Here is a 16,329-nt window from a genome sequence, read left to right on the forward strand (position 1 = left end):
TCACGGGGCCGGCGATGGCGCCGCCGGTGAACGCGAGGCCAGCAGCGGTCAGTGCGGTCTTACGGATCAGATCGGTACGCATGATGGCGTGCTCCTCTGGTGTCGGGGGTGCCCGCGACGGCATCGGGGGTGGCCGTGCGGGGGGAAGTTCGAGGGGTTCTTGCCCGGCGACCCGTGAAGGGGGGTCGGCGTCGGGACAGGGTGTAACGGTCTCGGCCGGCGGATCATTCCGCGTCCGGCGGGAGCGGTACTCGGTGGTGCGGGGTGTGTAACCGGCCGGGCCAGCGGATCATTCCGTGGCGGGAGCCGGTGTGGTGCTTGGCGGTGCGGGGGAGGTAACCGGGGCGGGCTGCCGGATGTTCCCGGCGGCTGCCACGCATCCCACGGTCGAGGATGCCCCGACTTCATGAAACCCGAGCCGATCATGCCCAGCTGGGCTGATTGCGCCCATGGGCCGGTCCCGGCCCAGGGCGAAATCCACGGGTGACGAAGGCGGCCTCAAACGCGCCGCTACAAGCCCGGGACGAACCAGGCGATTTCGGCCGAAATGCCTGTCCGGTTGGTACCACCGACGCGGATCTGACTGGACAGCGCGACCACCCGGCGAGCACCCCTGCAAGATCGTGCCCGATCCAGGAAAGAGGCCCCTCACTGCGCGGACGAGGCCACTACATCAATGATCGAGCACGATCATGCGGGGCAGGGCAGGGTCCTCCGGCGGGGCGGGCCACCGGGGCAGGTCAGCGGGGCAGGCCGGCAGGATGAGCGTGGTCAGGTGCGCCGAGTAGCTCCAGGACGGCGTCGCGGGCGGCCAGTACGGCTGTTTCCGATTGCGGGTTGTGGTCGAGGATGTCGAAGGAGTGCTGCCCGTCCGGCACCTCGATCAACCGCAACGGCCAGCCCTGGGCGGTCGCCGCCGGGAGGAACGCGTCGATGCCGGCCAGGACCGGTGGGATGTCCTGGCCGGCCCGGGTCAGCACCAGTGGCACGTTCGTGCCGGAGCTGAGTGCTTCGACGGGCAGGAACCGAGCGTCGACCTCCCAGCCGGGAAACGGGATGAGAAGCGGGTACGTCAGTGCGATCCCGCGAAGCCACGGCGGCGCGGCACGGAGCCAGTCGGCTGCGAAGAGGCCGCCTCCGGAGAAGAACCACAGCACCACCCGGTCAGGGTCGACCCGCGGGTCGACGCGGACCTGTTCGATCGTCGCGGCGATGTCGTCGGCTGCGGCGGGCAGTGTTGACAGATCGGACACCTGGTAGCTGACCAGCGCGGTGACCACGCCGCTCGCGGCGAGCAGTGCGCCGTAACCGCGGTAGCGCAACCAGTCGCGGGGGTCTGGCGCGTCGGGTGGCAGCGGGGCGCCGTGCACCACCACGACGGCAGGCGCGGGACCGGTGTGGGTGCAGGTCGACGTTGCCGTGTCGTTCGACCGGCGCGGCCGGGGTGGACAGGACGAAGGGTCGCTGCGCGACGGGCGTCGTCATAACCCCAACGTATCGATCATCGCCCCGCCCAACTGCCCTGTCGAAGATCTACAGGGGACGGTTGGTCAGGCCGTGTCGCTGGGCTTCGCGGCGTCACCGGCCTGGGCGTGCCGCTCCAGTAGCCGCTGACGGATCTCCTCCGGGGTGTACGCGCGCCGACGCCGTTCGGCCCGGGCGATGACCACGCCGGAGGCTGCGACGCCGGCCAGGCCGGCGAGCCCGAGGACCTTCCACCACCGCATTCGTTGCCGCATCGGCCTAGGCTAGACCCTCATGAGCATCAGCCTGGATGAGGCCGTCGAGTTGACCCGCACCGGTGACGTGTGGGTGTTCCGGGGTCGCAGCGTGCCGGACCGGGCGATCCAGTTCACCACCAACAGCCCGGTGAACCACGTCGGGATGGCGGTGGTGCTGGACGACATGCCGCCGCTGATGTGGCACGCGGAGTTGGGCAGGTCCTTGCCGGACCTGTGGTCGGGCACCCACCAGCGCGGCGTCCAACTGCACGACCTGCGGGACGCGGTCTGCGTCTGGGCCAATCGGTACGGCCAACGGGCCTGGCTGCGGCAGCTCGATCCGCCGGCCGACGGGGAGATGGAGCGGGCGGTACTGCGGACGATCGCGCGGTTGGACGGTACGCCGTTCCCGTCGACCGCTCAGTTGGCGTGGCGCTGGGTGCGCGGTCGGGTGCCGGCGCTGCCACTGCCCAACCGGCTCTCGGCGCTGCGGCACCCCGGCCAACCGGCATCCCGGTCAGCCCCGGCCAACCCCGCCAACCGCGCTGACTCCACCGGCCAAGGCAGCCCCGCCAACCCGGCCGCTTCGGCGAAGGAGCGGGATCGGGCGTTGGAGACGGCGTACTGCGCCGAGGTGGTGGCGGTGACCTATGAGGCCATGGGGTTGCTGCCGGCGGGGCGGCGTCCGAACTGGTATGACCCGGGGCGGTTCTGGAGTGGCGACGACCTGGGCCTGGCCGCCGACGCTCGGTTGGGTTCGGAGATCGAGGTACGGGTGCCGCCGCGCTGAGGTTTGACCCGGGCGGTGACCGGCAATTGCTGTGGCCGTGAACGCTCCCACGGATCTTGACACGTTGGCCGACTTCTTCGACCGGTACGGCGTGGCGTTGACCTCCGGTGACCTGCCGGCCATCGCCGGCTGTTACGCGCTGCCGGGGTTGGTGGTGGCCGACACCTACAGTTTCTCGTTCACGTCTGCGGCGGCGGTGGCGCTGTCCTTCGTGGGCGCCGCACCCGACTACCAGGACCGGGAGTTGGTCGCGGCCCATGCCCAGATCGAGGATGTGCAGCCGGTGTCGGCGCTGTTGACGATGGTGGCGGTGCAGTGGGAGTTCCTGGACAGCCGGGGGCAGGCGGTGCCGGGGGAGCGGTACCGCTACCTGTTGCGTACCTCGGATGACGGACCACTGATCTGCACAGTCATCCGGACGGCCTGACCGACCGGGTTCGCCGCCGGGTCGAGCCGTTTTCCGTGACGCGTCGGCCGGTCGGCCCGATCCGTACCCGCCCGGTTTCCGCTTCGCGCGGTGCTGGCTACGCTGTCGCGTCGGTGAGACGAGGGGAGACCTGGTGGCGGTGCAGCCGGAGGGTGCGGCAGATTCGCGGGCGGCGCGGATGTTGGTGTCGATGCCGTGGATTGTGGTGCTACTCGGTGTGTGCGCGCTGGTGGTGCTCCTGGTGATCGCGATGTTGTCGTTCCGGACCAGGGAGCGGGACGCCCCGCCGCAGGCCGCGCCTCCGGCGTTCCTGCCGACCGTGCCGGCCGCCGCGTCGGCCACCGGTGGGCCGACTCCGGCCGGTGTGGAGCGACGTTCGGTGTCGCCGCGACCGTCGCGCAGCAGCCGGACGCCGTCGCCGCGCGCCTCGGTGACCGGCTCGCCGACGCCGGGAAAGCCGAGCGTCCTGGTGACGCCGACGACGCCGGCGGAGAAGACGATCAGCGCCCGCTACCAGGTCGGTACGAACGGCTGGGACGGCGACTCGGCGGAGCTGGCGATTGCCAACGAGTCGAGTCGGTCGGTGGAGTGGCAGGTCGAGTTGGCGTTCGACGACGACATGTGGGCGCTGCGAGTTAGTGACGACTCGGGAATCTCGGTGCGGGGGCGTGGGCACGGCGAGTTCGTGTTGCGCGGCACCCGTTCGCTGAAACCGGGTGAGTCTCGGACGCTGCGGCTGCGCGTCGGCTGGGGTGAGTCGGCGGAGAAACCGCTGAAGTGCACGATCAACGGGGTCGACTGCCGGATCGGCTGAGCACCGGGGACGCGGTACGCCGTCGAGGCTTTCCGGGCCGGGCCGCCGATCGCTACGCTGCGCGGACGGTCCGTTGAAGGAGGTACATGTCCGGCATGCGCCGTGTTCCGCGTTCGCCGCATGGCCCGGTCGCGATCGCATCGTCGCCCTGGATCGTGGTGGGTGCCGGTGTCGTCGTGATGGTGGTGCTGCTCATCGTGGCTTTGGGCGCGTACCGGGGACGGAGCCCGGCGCCCGACGGTGCGCAGCCGCCGGCGCTGCCGGTGCCGTCGGCGGTGGCGGCGCCGAGCGTGCCCACGTCGGTGCCGTCTCCGGTGCCGGTGCTGCCGGGGTTGTCCGGGCGTGCCAGTGGGCTGCCGCCGACCGCCACGGCCGTGCCGCGGTCACCGTCGGTGGGCCCGACGGTCGCTGCGACCGGGAGGCCGACGGCGACGCGGTCGCCGAGCCGGGCGGCGCAGGGGACCCCGCCGATGATCGGGGCGTACCGAGTGGTGCAGAGCTTCGACGGGGGTTTCATCGGCGAGGTGCTGATGGTCAACACGTCCGACGAGAGCCATGGTTGGACGGTTCGGCTGGAGTTCTCCAGCGGACGGCTGGTGACCGCCTGGGTGGAGGGCGTGCCGCAGGGGACGCTCCGGCAGACCGACAACGGCTTCACGTACGTCAGCGGGGTTGAGGTGCCACCCGACGGAACGGCGTCGTTGCGGTTCCACATGGAGCGGGCGCCCACCCTGCCGCGGGAGTGCACGGTGGACGGCGGGCGCTGCGTCGGGCCCGGGCTCTGAGCGGCGCTTCCGCAAGGAAGCTGCTTTGTTACGACCATGTTTGCAAGGCATTGCAGAATGTTTCGGCAAGGGTTAGCGTGCGGCCATCAGCGACCAGAGGAAGGCGTCGATGAAACCCCCGCCGATACCGCGCACCGCCCTGCTGGCCCTCACCTCCCTGCTCACCCTTACGCTCGTCGGCACTCCGGTCGCGGCGCACCCCGCCGCCGCGGCACCCCGACCGTCCGACAGCACCCCACTCGCGGTCGGCGGCGCAGCCCAGTGGCGCGCTGAACCCACCGCTGAGGCCCTGCTGAAGGCGGGTGGAAGCTCCGCCCGAGCCGAGCAGTTCTACTTCGTCCTGCCGGACCGGTTCGCCAACGGTGACCCCCGCAACGACCGGGGCGGCCTTACCGGCGACCGGCTGCGGACCGGCCTCGACCCGACCGACAAAGGCTTCTACCACGGCGGCGACCTCAAGGGCGTCATCGACAAGCTGGACTACATCCAGGGGATGGGCACCACAGCCATCTGGCTCGCCCCGATCTTCAAGAACCGGCCGGTGCAGGGTGCCGGCAACGACATCTCGGCCGGCTACCACGGCTACTGGATCACGGACTTCACCGAGGTGGACCCGCACTTCGGCACGATGGCGGAGATGAAGCGGCTGGTCCGGCTCGCCCACCAACGCGGCATCAAGATCTACCTCGACGTGATCGTCAACCACACCGCCGACGTCATCAAGTACGCCGAGGACAAGTACGCGTACGTGGACAAGGCGACCTCGCCGTACACCGACGCGCAGGGCCGGGCGTTCGAGGACCGCAACTACGCCGACGGGACCCGCGCGTTCCCACCAGTCGACAGCGAATCGTTCCCGTACACGCCGACCTTCGCCGAGCCTAAGGACGCGAGCGTCAAGGTCCCGGCCTGGCTGAACGACGTCACCATGTACCACAACCGGGGCGACTCCACCTTCGCCGGCGAGAACAGCGAGTACGGCGACTTCTTCGGCCTCGACGACCTGTGGACCGAGCGTCCCGAGGTGGTCCAGGGGATGACCAAGGCGTACGGGGACTGGATCGGCGCGACCGGCGTCGACGGGTTCCGGCTGGACACCGTGAAGCACGTCAACATGGACTTCTGGCCGCAGTTCAGCCAGGGCATCGAACGGGCCGCCGAGAAGGCCGGCAAGAAGGACTTCTTCATGTTCGGCGAGGTGTACAGCGCCGACCCGGAGATCAGCTCCAGCTACGTCCGCCAGGGTGGTCTGCCGGCCACCCTCGACTTCGCCTTTCAGGAGGCCGCGCGGGGCTTCACCGCCGGCGCCGGCTCCGCGAAGGCGCTCGCCGACGTGTACGCCCGCGACGACCTCTACGCGGCCCGGGACACCGACGCGGGCCGGTCGCCCACCTTCCTCGGCAACCACGACATGGGCCGGATCGGTTCGTTCATCGCCGGTGGTGGCACCGACCCGGCCAGCCACCTGCGCCGCGACCAGCTCGCGCACCAGTTGATGTTCCTGACCCGGGGCCAGCCGGTGATCTACTCCGGCGACGAACAAGGCTTCACCGGCCCGGGCGGGGACAAGGACGCCCGGCAGGACATGTTCGCCTCGTCGGTCCCCGACTACCTCGACGACGACCTGCTCGGCACCGACCGCACCCACGCGAGCGACCAGTTCGACACCGCCCATCCGCTGTACCGGACCATCGCCGATCTGGGCCGGCTGCGCCAGGCGCATCCGGCGCTGCGCGACGGTGTGCAGGTCACCCGGTACGCGGCCGACGGCCCGGGGGTCTTCGCCGCCTCCCGGATCGCCCCGGCCGACCGCACCGAGTACGTGGTGGCCGTGAACAACGCCGACACCGCGCAGACTGTCACCGTGGACACCTGGTCGGCCGGCGCCACCTTCACCGGCATCTACGGCGGCTCGGGCACGCCTCGGGCCGGTGGAGACGGCGAACTGACCCTCACCGTGCCGCCACTGTCGGCGGCGGTGTACCGGGCCGGCAGCCCCATCGCACCGGCGGCCGACAAGCCGACCATCACCATCACCAGCCCGGCCCCGGACGCGCCGGTCGCCACCCGGGCGGCGGTCACCGCCCGGGTGACCGGCGATCCCCTCGCCACCGTCACCGTCGCGGCCCGGGTGGCCGGCGGCCGGTGGACGTTGCTGGGCAGCGCCGACCACGCCCCGTACACCGTGCAGCACGACCTGACCGGCCTGGCCGGCGGCGTCCGCGTCGAGTACAAGGCGGTGGTCCGCGACGGCCGGGGCCGCACCGCCACCGCCCGGTCCACCGCCGTCGTGGGCACCCCGGCGCAGGGCGGCTCCCGGGAGTGGGCGGTGGTGCACTACCAGCGCCCCGCCGGGGGATACGACGACTGGGGGCTCTACGCCTGGGGTGACATCGACCCGGCGTACGTCACCGAGTGGCCGAAGGGGCAGCCGTTCGCCGGGGAGGATTCCTACGGCCGGTTCGCCTGGGTGAAACTCAAGCCGGGTGCGACCTCGGTGAGCTTCCTGGTTGTCGACAAGGCTGGGACGAAGGACGTCGCCCAGGACCGCAGCATCGACGTCACCCAGACCGGGGAGATCTGGCTCAAGCAGGGCGACCCGGCGATCTACCCGAGCCGGCAGGCGGCCACCGGCGAGCCGGAACCGCCGGTCGAGGAGGGCACCGCCGTGCTGCACTACCGGCGGGCCGACGGCAACTACGACGGCTGGGGCCTGCACCTGTGGGACGGCGCGGCCAACCCGACCGAGTGGGCGGCTCCGCTGCGGCCGAGCGCCGTCGACGCGTTCGGGGCGGTGTTCCGGGTGCCGCTGGCCGCCGGTGCGACCGGGCTGAACTACATCATCCACCAGGGCGACACCAAGGATCTGCCCGACGACCAGCGGCTCGACTTCGCCAGCGTCGGCCGCGAGGTGTGGCTGCTCGCCGCCACACCGGGCCGCCTGCTGCCGTCGGCGGCGACAATCACCGGCGGGGACACCGACATCAGCAAGCAGAAGGCGCACTGGATCGACAGGTCCACCGTGGCGTGGCAGACACCCCCGACCGACGGCAAGACGTACGCGCTGGTCGCCGCGCCTACCGGCGGGGTCAGCGTGGTCGACGGCGAGCTGACCGGGGCGTACACCACCTTGCCGTTGCGGGCGCAACGCAACGGGCTCACCGAGGCCCAGCGCGACAGGTTCCCGCACCTGTGGTCGTACCGTAGCTTCGCCCTGGACCGCGCGGACCTGGCCAAGGTCCCGGCGGCGCTGCGGGGGCAGTTGCTGGTCACCGAGCGCGACGCCGAGGGTGCGCTGCTCGCCGCGACCGGCGTGCAGATCCCCGGTGTGCTCGACGACGTGTACGCCCGGGCGGCCGACGCCACCCTCGGGCCCACGTTCGCGGGCCGGACGCCGAGCCTCGCGCTCTGGGCGCCGACCGCCCGGAGCGTGGCGCTGCACCTGTACGACTCGCCCACCGCGGCGCCGAAGACGGTGCCGATGCGCCGCGACGACCGCACCGGCGTCTGGTCGGTGCGCGGCGACCACACCTGGACCGGGAAGTACTACCGGTACGAGGTGCGGGCGTGGCAGCCGGCCGCGCAGAAGATGGTCGCCGCGGTGGTCACCGACCCGTACTCGGTGGCCCTCGCCGCCGACTCCACGCACAGCCAGTTGGTCGACCTGAACGACCCGGCGCTGGCCCCTCCCGGGTGGCGCACGCTTCGCAAACCGGCACCGATCCCGCCCGCGAAGGCGCAGATCACCGAGCTGTCCGTGCGGGACTTCTCCATCGCTGACGACACCGTGCCGGCCGAGCGGCGGGGGACGTTCCTGGCGTTCACCGACCCGAAGACCGCCGGCATGACCCACCTGCGGGCGCTCGGCGACGCCGGGGTCACCCATCTGCACCTGCTGCCGGCGTTCGACTTCGCGACGATCCCGGAGAAGCGGGCCGATCAGCGCCAGCCGGCCTGCGACCTGGCGGCGCTGCCGCCGGATTCGCCGGAGCAGCAGAAGTGCGTGGCGGCGGTCGCCGAAGCCGACGGCTACAACTGGGGGTACGACCCGCTGCACTACACCGTGCCGGAGGGCGGCTACGCCGTCGACCCGGTCGGCGCGGCGCGGACCACCGAGTTTCGGCGGATGGTCGCCGGGGTGAACGACGCCGGGCTGCGGGTGGTCATGGACGTGGTCTACAACCACACCTCGGCGGCCGGCACCGACGCGAAGTCGGTGCTCGACCAGATCGTGCCCGGCTACTACCACCGGCTGCTGGACGACGGCACGGTGGCCAACTCCACCTGCTGCGCCAACACCGCTCCCGAGCACGCCATGATGGGCAAGCTGGTGGTCGACTCGCTTGTCACCTGGGCCCGGCAGTACAAGGTGGACGGCTTCCGCTTCGACCTGATGGGGCACCACCCGAAGGCGAACATCCTGGCCGTCCGCACGGCACTGGACCGGCTGACCGTCGCCCGCGACGGCGTGGACGGTCGATCGATCCTGCTCTACGGCGAGGGCTGGAACTTCGGCGAGGTCGCCAACGACGCCCGTTTCGTCCAGGCCACCCAGGCGAACATGGCCGGCACCGGCATCGGCACCTTCAACGACCGGCTGCGCGACGCGGTGCGCGGCGGGGGACCGTTCGACGCCAACCCCCGGGTGCAGGGCTTCGCCTCCGGGCTCTACACCGACCCGAACGGGGATGCGGTCAACGGGTCGGCGGCCGAGCAGAAGGCCCGGCTGCTGCACGCCCACGACCTGATCAAGGTGGGGCTCACCGGCAACCTGCGCGGCTACCGGTTCACCGACACCGCCGGGCGGCAGGTCACCGGGGCCCAGGTGGACTACAACGGCTCCCCGGCCGGCTACACCGCCGCGCCGGGGGAGGCCGTCACCTACGCCGACGCGCACGACAACGAGATCCTGTACGACGCGTTGGCGTACAAACTGCCGCAGGCCACCTCGGCGGCGGACCGTTCCCGGATGCAGGTGCTGGCGCTGGGCACTGTGGTGCTGGGACAGGGCACCGGGTTCGTCACCGCCGGCACCGAACGGCTGCGGTCGAAGTCGCTGGACCGCAACTCGTACAACTCCGGTGACTGGTTCAACCAGATCCGGTGGGACTGTGCACGGGGCAACGGGTTCGGCGTCGGTCTGCCGCCCGCGCAGGACAACGAGGACAAGTGGTCGTACGCGAAGCCGCTGCTGGCCGACCCGGCGCTGGTGCCGGACTGCGCGGCGATCAACACCACCGACGCCCGGTACGCCGAGTTGCTGCGGATCCGGGCGTCGTCACCGGTGTTCGGGCTGGCCACCGCCGAGCAGGTGCAGCAGCGGGTGGCGTTCCCGCTCTCCGGGGCGCAGGAGACGCCGGGGGTGCTGACCATGACCCTGGACGCTCGCGGGCTCGGCGGGCCGTGGCAGTCGCTGACCGTCGTCTTCAACGCCACCGGATCGACGGCGACCCAGACGGTGACCGGGCTGCGCGCAGCGGACGTGGCACTGCACCCGGTGCTCGTCGGCTCGGCCGACCCGGTGCTGCGTACCGCCTCGTTCGACCGGGCGGCCGGCACGTTCACCGTGCCGGCGCGCAGCGTGGCGGTGTTCGTCCAGAGATGACGCGAACCGGCCCCCTTCCGCGTGCTGCGGAAGGGGGCCGGCCCGTTTGGCGATCAGGCGAAGCAGTTGTCGATGGTGCCGCCCGGGATGGCCAGGCAGTTGGTCGGACGGTTCGCGGTGATGGCGGACTTGTCGTCCACGTTCACGTCTCCGAAGAAGCTGAAGACACCGCCCGGCTCGAAGGTGGAGAAGTTGTGGGCGACGTTCGTCTTCGACAGGTTGACCTGGCCGAAGATGTTGAAGACGCCGCCGCCGACCCCGATCGGGCCGATGGCCCGGTTGCCGACGACCTCGCTGTCGCGCAGCGTGGTGACGCTGCCAGCGTTGAAGAGCCCGCCGCCGAAGAAGCCAGCGGTGTTGTCCTTGATGCTGCTCTTCTCGAACGTGGCCACGCTGTCGAAGGCGATGGCCACACCGCCACCGACACCGGCGGTGCTGTTCTTCTCGACCGTCACGTGGTGCAGGTTGAGCTGGCTGTCCGCCGCCGCGAGACCGCCGCCGGCGAGCACTGCGGTGTTCGAGACGAACTTGGTCTCGTACGCCGTGGTGTTGCCCTCGATGTCGAGGTAGCCGCCGCCGAAGCCGAGCGTCTCGTTGTCGGTGATCTCGGCCTTCTTGAGCTCGACCGTACCGCCGTCGACGTCGTCGCGGAAGATCTCGGCGGCGCCGTTGGAGATACCGCCACCACCGATGATGGCGGTGTTGTCCTTGATCTTCGACTCCTCGACCTTGAGCAGACCGGCGTTGAACACACCGCCACCGAAGAAGAAGGCGGTGTTGCGGGTGACGGTGCTGTGCCAGATCTTCGTGGTGCCGAAGTTGGCCACGCCACCGCCGTTGCCGCCCGACTGGTTCAGGACGACTTCGGACTCCAGGATCTCGGCGGTGCCGCCCGGCTGCACCAGGATGCCGGCGCCGTCGGTGTCCTCCGGGTACTCGACGAGCGGCGTGACGACGCCCGGCGTGGCCTTGGCAGTGACCTTCGGCGCGGCCTTCAGGCTCGCCTTCGGGTTGGCCTGCCGCGCGGTGAGCGCCTGGGCCAACGGGGTGCCCGCCTTCACCTGCGCGGCGAGCGCCTCGGAGTCCGAGTAGGCCGCCCAGACCGCGGCCGGCTCGACACCGTTGTACCGCTCGAGGGTCTGCCCGCCCTTGATGGTCAGGCCCTTGATCGTGAGATGCCCACCGCTGCCGACGTTGAGAATCCGGAAGTAGTCGGCGGTGGCTTCCCGGGAGATCGTGGTGTGCTCACCCTTGAGCGTGATCCGCTCGGTGATCACCGGGAGACCGTTGCCCTGGTAGTCGTTGCGGGTCAGGTTGTAGGTGCAGCCCTTGGCCAGTTCCAGCACACCGCCGTGCTTGTTGTTGGCGTACACGATCGCCTGGATCAGCTTGTCGGTGTCGCAGGGCACCTCCTTCCCGCGCTCGTGGTCCTTGTCCTTGTCCTTGTCGCGGTCCTTGTCTTTGTCCTTGTCCCAGTCGCGTCCCTCGTCACCCCGCTGGTCGCCATCCTTGCTGACCTGCGCGGTGTTCCAGTTCAGGCCGACCGCCCCGGCGCTGCCCGCGACGCCCACCGCCGCGAGACTGATCACGCCCGTCAAACCGGCCACGCCACTGGCGAGCCAGAGCTTGCGGCGGCTCTTCGCCGTCGCCCGCCCGGAGGCTTCGTTGTTCGTAAGGTAGTTGGACATCGGAGCTCTCTGCCCTCTCCTCGTACCAGACAGGGTCGCCGCCGTCAGACGGGCGTCCCCTGCTACAAATCGGTTGTAGCTCCCAAAACCACCGTATGAGAAGGTTCCTCGCCTCGCGGGCTTATCCGAGAGAACCCCACATTCGGTTCATGTTGCCCCCAGCGGGTCCGGACTGACACACCACCGCCCAAGCCGACCGGCGGGCCCGTGACCTGCCCAAACAGGTACGCCCCTCCGGGCCGCGACCGGCCCGGAGGGGCGTGCCCTCTCTATGTGGTTCAGCCCCACCCGATCAGGCGAAGCAGTCCGGAACGTTGAAGCAGTTGGTCGGGCGGTTGGCAGTGACCGCAGACTTGTCGTCAAGCGTCACGGTGCCGCCGAGGCTGTTGAAGATGCCGCCCGGCTCAAGGGTGGAGAAGTTGTGCGCCACAGTCGTCCGGTGGAGCCTGACCTCGCTCCCCTCGGTGTTGACGATGCCGCCGCCGCGGCCGAACGGACCGACGGCCCGGTTGCCCACCACCTCGCTGTCGCGCAGCGTGGTGACGCTGTCGTCGTTGAAGAGGCCGGCGCCGGAGAAGCCCGCGGTGTTGTCCTTGATCTTGCTGTTCTCGATCGTCGCAACGCTGTCGGAGGTCAGGAACACGCCGCCACCGTCGCGAGCCGCGCTGTTCTTGGCCACCGTGGCGTCCTTGAGGGTGAGCTGGCTGTCGGCGACCGCGACGCCGCCACCGTCGAGCACCGCGGTGTTGTCGCTGACCGTCGTCTGGTGCAACGTCGTGGTGCCCTCGACATCCAGGACGCCGCCGCCGAAGCCGAGCGTCTCGTTGTCGGTGACCTCGCTCTTGTAGACCCAGACCGAGCCGCCGTCGACATCGTCGGTGAAGATCTCCGCGGCACCGTTGGAGATGCCGCCGCCGCCGATGATCCCGGTGTTGTCCTTGATCTTCGACTCGTCGACCTGAAGTACGCCGGCGTTGAAGATGCCGCCGCCGAAGAGGAAGGCGGTGTTGTGCGCCACCGTCGTCTTGCTGAGCCGGGTGTTGCCGAAGTTGGCCAGTCCGCCGCCGTTGCCGCCGGCCTGGTTGTAGAGCAACTCGCTGTCCAGGATCTCCGCGCGACCGCCAGGCTGCACCAGCACCCCGGCGCCGTCGCGGAACCCGGGCTGCTCGACCAGCGGCGACACCGCAGGCCCCGCCGCGGCTATGGGCTTGGCGGTGGTCGGTGCGGCGGCCGGCTTTGCGGCGGCCTTTGCGGCGGCCTTTGTGGTCGTTGGGGTGGCCTTGGTTGCTGCCGCTGGGGCCGCCTTGGTTGCTGCCGCTGGTGCCTTGGCTGCCGCGGCTTTCGCTGCCGGCTCGGCGGCTGCCGGCTTGGCAGCGGTTGCGGCGGGCTTCGCTGCCTTGGCTGCTGCCGCGGGCTTGGCGCCTGCGGTCGCGGGCTTGGCGCCTCCGGTCGCGGGCTTGGCGCCGGGTGCTGCCGTGACCGGCGGCTTGGTCGCGGTGGATCGGACCACGGCCGAGTATGGCGCCCAGACCGTCGCCGGGTCGGCGGTTATCGGTGACTGGAGGGTCTGGCCACCTCTGATGCTCAGGCCCTTGAGCGTGAGGCGCCCACCGGCTCCGACGTTGAGGATGCGGAAGTAGTCGGCGGTGGCCTCACGGCCGATGGTGGTGTGCTCGCCCTTGAGGGTGATGTTCTCGGTGATCACCGGAAGGCCGTTGCCGTCCTGGTTGCGAGTCAGGGTGTAGGTGCAGCCCCGGGCCAGCTCCAGCACCCCGCCGTCCTCGTTGTTGGCGAACGTGATCGCCTGAATCAGCTTGTCGGTGTCGCACGGGACCTGCCTGGTGCGGTCCTTCTCGTCGTGCCCGCCGTCCTTGCGATCCTTGCCGGCCTGGTCGTCGAAGCCGCTCCAGTCGTCGCCGCTCCAGTCGTCGTCCTTGGCGGCGTTCTTGCCCGCGCTGCCGTCGTCGCTGACGTTCTGCCGGTTGGTCGACGGTTGCGCGTCGGACACCCGGTTGGAGTCGGGCTTGTCGTCCCGAGCGGCGATGCCGCCGAGGGCCGCCAACCCGACCACGCCGGTCAACCCGGCCACGCCGGCGACCCAGAGTGCCCGCCTTCGTCGTGTCGGCGGAGCAGTCGAGGCCCCGCCGTCGGTACTCGTTACGTCGTTGGACATCAGAGCCTTCCGCCCTTTCCTGCTACCAGACGGGATCGCACCGCCCGAGGCGCCACGACCAGCTACAAATGGGTTGCAGCCACTGATCCCCACCGTATGAGAACCATCTTCGCGATGCGGACGTATCCGAGATAACCACGCATTAGGCGCAGGTCAGGTGACGGCGGGCAACCGGTCCGGGCCGGTCGTAAACAGCCGTGAGCAGCACAAACACCGACGGACGACGTCGCCGACAGGCAAGCGGCGCGGCTCTGAGGCGAGGCCACCCCCGTCGCCGTCAGTCAGGGGTGCGGCGCCCTCGCGGCACCCGGGCTCGTCGCTCAGCGATGACGAACGGAGCGACTCCACGAACGCTCCGCTCGCGCCGATCTTGCAGTTTCGGTCGCCGATATGCACGAAATGCCCCCTCTGCTGGGACAGAAAGTGCAAGATCGCGGTCGAATTATGTCGATCATGGAGTTGTGGTGCCCGGCTTGGTGGTATACGGGCACTTTGTCACCCACCACAACTCCATGATCGACGAGGCCGGAGAGGGCTGAGGCCGGAGGGCGAGGGTGGGCCGGAGGGCGGGGGTGGGCCGGGGGGCGGGGGGTGGGCCGGAGGGGGATGTGCGGGGCGAGCGTCGCTGCTATCGCCGATGCGGCCGTGGGGTGTTCGGATGCCGCACGTCGCGTGCCCTCGGCGCGTGATCCACTCGGTTCTGCTGATAACGCGGTATCCGGGCGGTGTGGATAGCGCGACTTCAAGAAAACCGAGTGGATCACGGCGCCCGAGGGAGGGCCCGCCGGGCTGAGGGCGGGTCAGGCGGATCAGGCGGGCAGGCGGATCAGCCGGGCAGGCGGGGGCCGGCTTCGCGCTGCTCGGCCAGCCAGGTCTCCACCTCGTCGGAGGTGCGGGGCAGCCCGGCCGACATGTTCACCGCGCCGGTCGCGGTGACCAGCACGTCGTCCTCGATCCGAATGCCCACACCGCGCAGCTCGGCGGGGACCAGCTCGTCCTCCGGCTGGAAGTACAGGCCCGGCTCGACGGTGAGTACGTACCCCTCGCCCAGCGTGCCGTCGCGGTACGTCTCCTTGCGGGCGTTGGAGCAGTCGTGCACGTCGATGCCGAGCATGTGGCCGAAGCCGTGCAGCGACCACCGCCGGTAGACCGTGGACTTCTCGTCCATCGCCTCGTCCACGCTGACTGGTAGCAGACCCAGCTCGGCCAGACCTTCGGCGAGCACCCGCATGCAGGTCAGGTGGACGTCCTTGAACTTCACGCCGGGGCGGATGGCCTCGATGCCGGCCTGCTGCGAGGCGTACACGATGTCGTAGACCTGGCGCTGTAGCGCGGTGAACCGGCCGTTCACCGGCAGGACCCGGGTCACGTCGGCGGTGTAGAAGTTGTGACCCTCGACACCCATGTCCATCAGGAGCAAATCACCCGGTCGAGTGGCGCCGTGGTTGTGCACCCAGTGCAGGATCGTGGCGTGCTCGCCGGCGCCGACGATCGAGCCGTACCCGACGTCGTTGCCGTCGTGGCGGGCCCGCAGCGCGAAGACACCCTCCAGCAGCCGCTCGGAGACGGCCCGGTCGGCCGGCAGGATCCGGGCCACGTCCTCGAAGCCGCGCACGGTGGCGTCGATCGCGTCCTGGAGTTGGCCGATCTCCCACTCGTCCTTGACCAGCTTCATCTCCGAGATGGCGATGGCCAGCTCCCGGTCACGGGCCGGCTGACCCTCGGCACGGGGGCCGTCGTAGGGGCGCACGGCCGCGTCCACCTGGGCGTCGAAACCGCGCAACACCCGGGTACGCCCCGGAGCCAGGTCGGCGAGCGTCGCCTCCAGGCCGGTCAGGTCGGCGGTGGGCAGGCCCAGCTCGGTCGACTTCTCGCTGAGGGTGTGCCGCCGGCCCACCCACAGCTCTCCGTGGCGGCTGCGGAAGAAGTCGTCGGTCTCCCGGGAGGATCGGGGCCGCGTGTAGAGCGTCGCGTCGTGCCCCGAGCCGTTCGGACGCAGCACCAGCACGCTGTCTGCGTCGCGGTCGCCGGTCAGGTAGGCGAAGTCGCTGCCCGGCCGGAACGGGTAGTCGGTGTCGTTGGCCCGGACCTTGTCGGTGCCGGTGGGGATCACCAGCGTCTCGCCGGGGAAGGCCGCCGAGAGCGCCGCCCGCCGCTTGGCGTAGTTCGGCGTCTCCGGGCGGGGAGTCACCGGGAGCGCGGTGTCCCGCCACCCCTGCCGCATGAAGGACAGGAATGCCTCCGGGAAGTCCGGATCGTGTGATTCCGTACCGTCCGTCGGCGTACCGTCGGTGCGTCCCTCGGTCATTGCGCCGCTCCCTCCGCG

10 protein-coding genes are annotated in these 16,329 nt (G+C 70.4%); 5 read left to right on the plus strand and 5 right to left on the minus strand.

Annotation, left to right across the window (positions count from 1 at the left end):
- Positions 1-740 precede the first annotated feature (740 nt).
- Positions 741-1,370 carry a hypothetical protein gene (locus IF46_RS32470; protein WP_232234008.1) on the minus strand — a complete coding sequence of 210 codons (630 nt, stop codon included), beginning with the start codon at positions 1,368-1,370 and terminating at the stop codon, positions 741-743.
- A gap of 180 nt (positions 1,371-1,550) precedes the next feature.
- The gene (locus IF46_RS32475; protein ID WP_036391807.1) at positions 1,551-1,739 is read right to left on the minus strand and encodes a hypothetical protein; all 189 of its coding nucleotides are present in this window, start codon (positions 1,737-1,739) and stop codon (positions 1,551-1,553) included.
- 19 nt (positions 1,740-1,758) lie between these two features.
- Between IF46_RS32475 and IF46_RS0111380 the strand changes: the two genes are divergently transcribed.
- The 5 genes from IF46_RS0111380 (at position 1,759) to pulA (ending at position 10,142) form a co-directional block, all read left to right on the plus strand.
- Positions 1,759-2,511 (plus strand): hypothetical protein, encoded by a 753-nt coding sequence (locus tag IF46_RS0111380; protein ID WP_030488276.1) that lies wholly within the window; start codon positions 1,759-1,761, stop codon positions 2,509-2,511.
- 37 nt (positions 2,512-2,548) lie between these two features.
- Positions 2,549-2,938 (plus strand): hypothetical protein, encoded by a 390-nt coding sequence (locus tag IF46_RS0111385; RefSeq protein ID WP_030488277.1) that lies wholly within the window; start codon positions 2,549-2,551, stop codon positions 2,936-2,938.
- A 133-nt stretch (positions 2,939-3,071) separates the two neighbouring features.
- Positions 3,072-3,752, plus strand: a complete 681-nt coding sequence (locus IF46_RS0111390; protein WP_030488278.1) for a cellulose binding domain-containing protein — start codon at positions 3,072-3,074, stop codon at positions 3,750-3,752.
- 86 nt (positions 3,753-3,838) lie between these two features.
- Complete coding sequence (locus IF46_RS0111395) at positions 3,839-4,537, plus strand: cellulose binding domain-containing protein (RefSeq protein WP_030488279.1); 699 nt, start codon at positions 3,839-3,841, stop codon at positions 4,535-4,537.
- Positions 4,538-4,646: 109 nt separating this feature from the next.
- Positions 4,647-10,142: a pullulanase-type alpha-1,6-glucosidase gene (pulA, locus tag IF46_RS0111400; RefSeq protein WP_030488280.1), complete on the plus strand. Its 5,496-nt coding sequence runs from the start codon at positions 4,647-4,649 to the stop codon at positions 10,140-10,142.
- Positions 10,143-10,195: 53 nt separating this feature from the next.
- Here the strand turns inward: pulA and IF46_RS0111405 are convergent, their stop codons facing one another.
- The 3 genes from IF46_RS0111405 to IF46_RS0111415 all read right to left on the minus strand — a co-directional run bounded on the left by IF46_RS0111405 (position 10,196) and on the right by IF46_RS0111415 (position 16,311).
- On the minus strand, positions 10,196-11,830 hold the full coding sequence (locus tag IF46_RS0111405; RefSeq protein WP_030488281.1) for a hypothetical protein: 1,635 nt from the start codon (positions 11,828-11,830) through the stop codon (positions 10,196-10,198).
- A 292-nt stretch (positions 11,831-12,122) separates the two neighbouring features.
- Positions 12,123-14,003: a right-handed parallel beta-helix repeat-containing protein gene (locus tag IF46_RS0111410; protein ID WP_030488282.1), complete on the minus strand. Its 1,881-nt coding sequence runs from the start codon at positions 14,001-14,003 to the stop codon at positions 12,123-12,125.
- An 826-nt stretch (positions 14,004-14,829) separates the two neighbouring features.
- Positions 14,830-16,311, minus strand: a complete 1,482-nt coding sequence (locus IF46_RS0111415; RefSeq protein ID WP_030488283.1) for an aminopeptidase P family protein — start codon at positions 16,309-16,311, stop codon at positions 14,830-14,832.
- Positions 16,312-16,329 lie beyond the last annotated feature (18 nt).

This window comes from Micromonospora chokoriensis, from assembly GCF_000718555.1.
In the GTDB taxonomy this organism is placed as follows: domain Bacteria; phylum Actinomycetota; class Actinomycetes; order Mycobacteriales; family Micromonosporaceae; genus Micromonospora; species Micromonospora chokoriensis_B.

What these genes read in the sequence shown, in the direction of transcription:
- IF46_RS0111380 (WP_030488276.1), top strand. Translation starts at nt 1,759, where the DNA reads ATGAGCATCAGCCTGGATGAGGCCGTCGAGTTGACCCGCACCGGTGAC.
- IF46_RS0111410 (WP_030488282.1), bottom strand. Translation starts at nt 14,003, where the DNA reads ATGTCCAACGACGTAACGAGTACCGACGGCGGGGCCTCGACTGCTCCG.
- pulA (WP_030488280.1), top strand. Translation starts at nt 4,647, where the DNA reads ATGAAACCCCCGCCGATACCGCGCACCGCCCTGCTGGCCCTCACCTCC.
- IF46_RS0111395 (WP_030488279.1), top strand. Translation starts at nt 3,839, where the DNA reads ATGTCCGGCATGCGCCGTGTTCCGCGTTCGCCGCATGGCCCGGTCGCG.
- IF46_RS0111415 (WP_030488283.1), bottom strand. Translation starts at nt 16,311, where the DNA reads ATGACCGAGGGACGCACCGACGGTACGCCGACGGACGGTACGGAATCA.
- IF46_RS0111405 (WP_030488281.1), bottom strand. Translation starts at nt 11,830, where the DNA reads ATGTCCAACTACCTTACGAACAACGAAGCCTCCGGGCGGGCGACGGCG.
- IF46_RS32475 (WP_036391807.1), bottom strand. Translation starts at nt 1,739, where the DNA reads ATGCGGCAACGAATGCGGTGGTGGAAGGTCCTCGGGCTCGCCGGCCTG.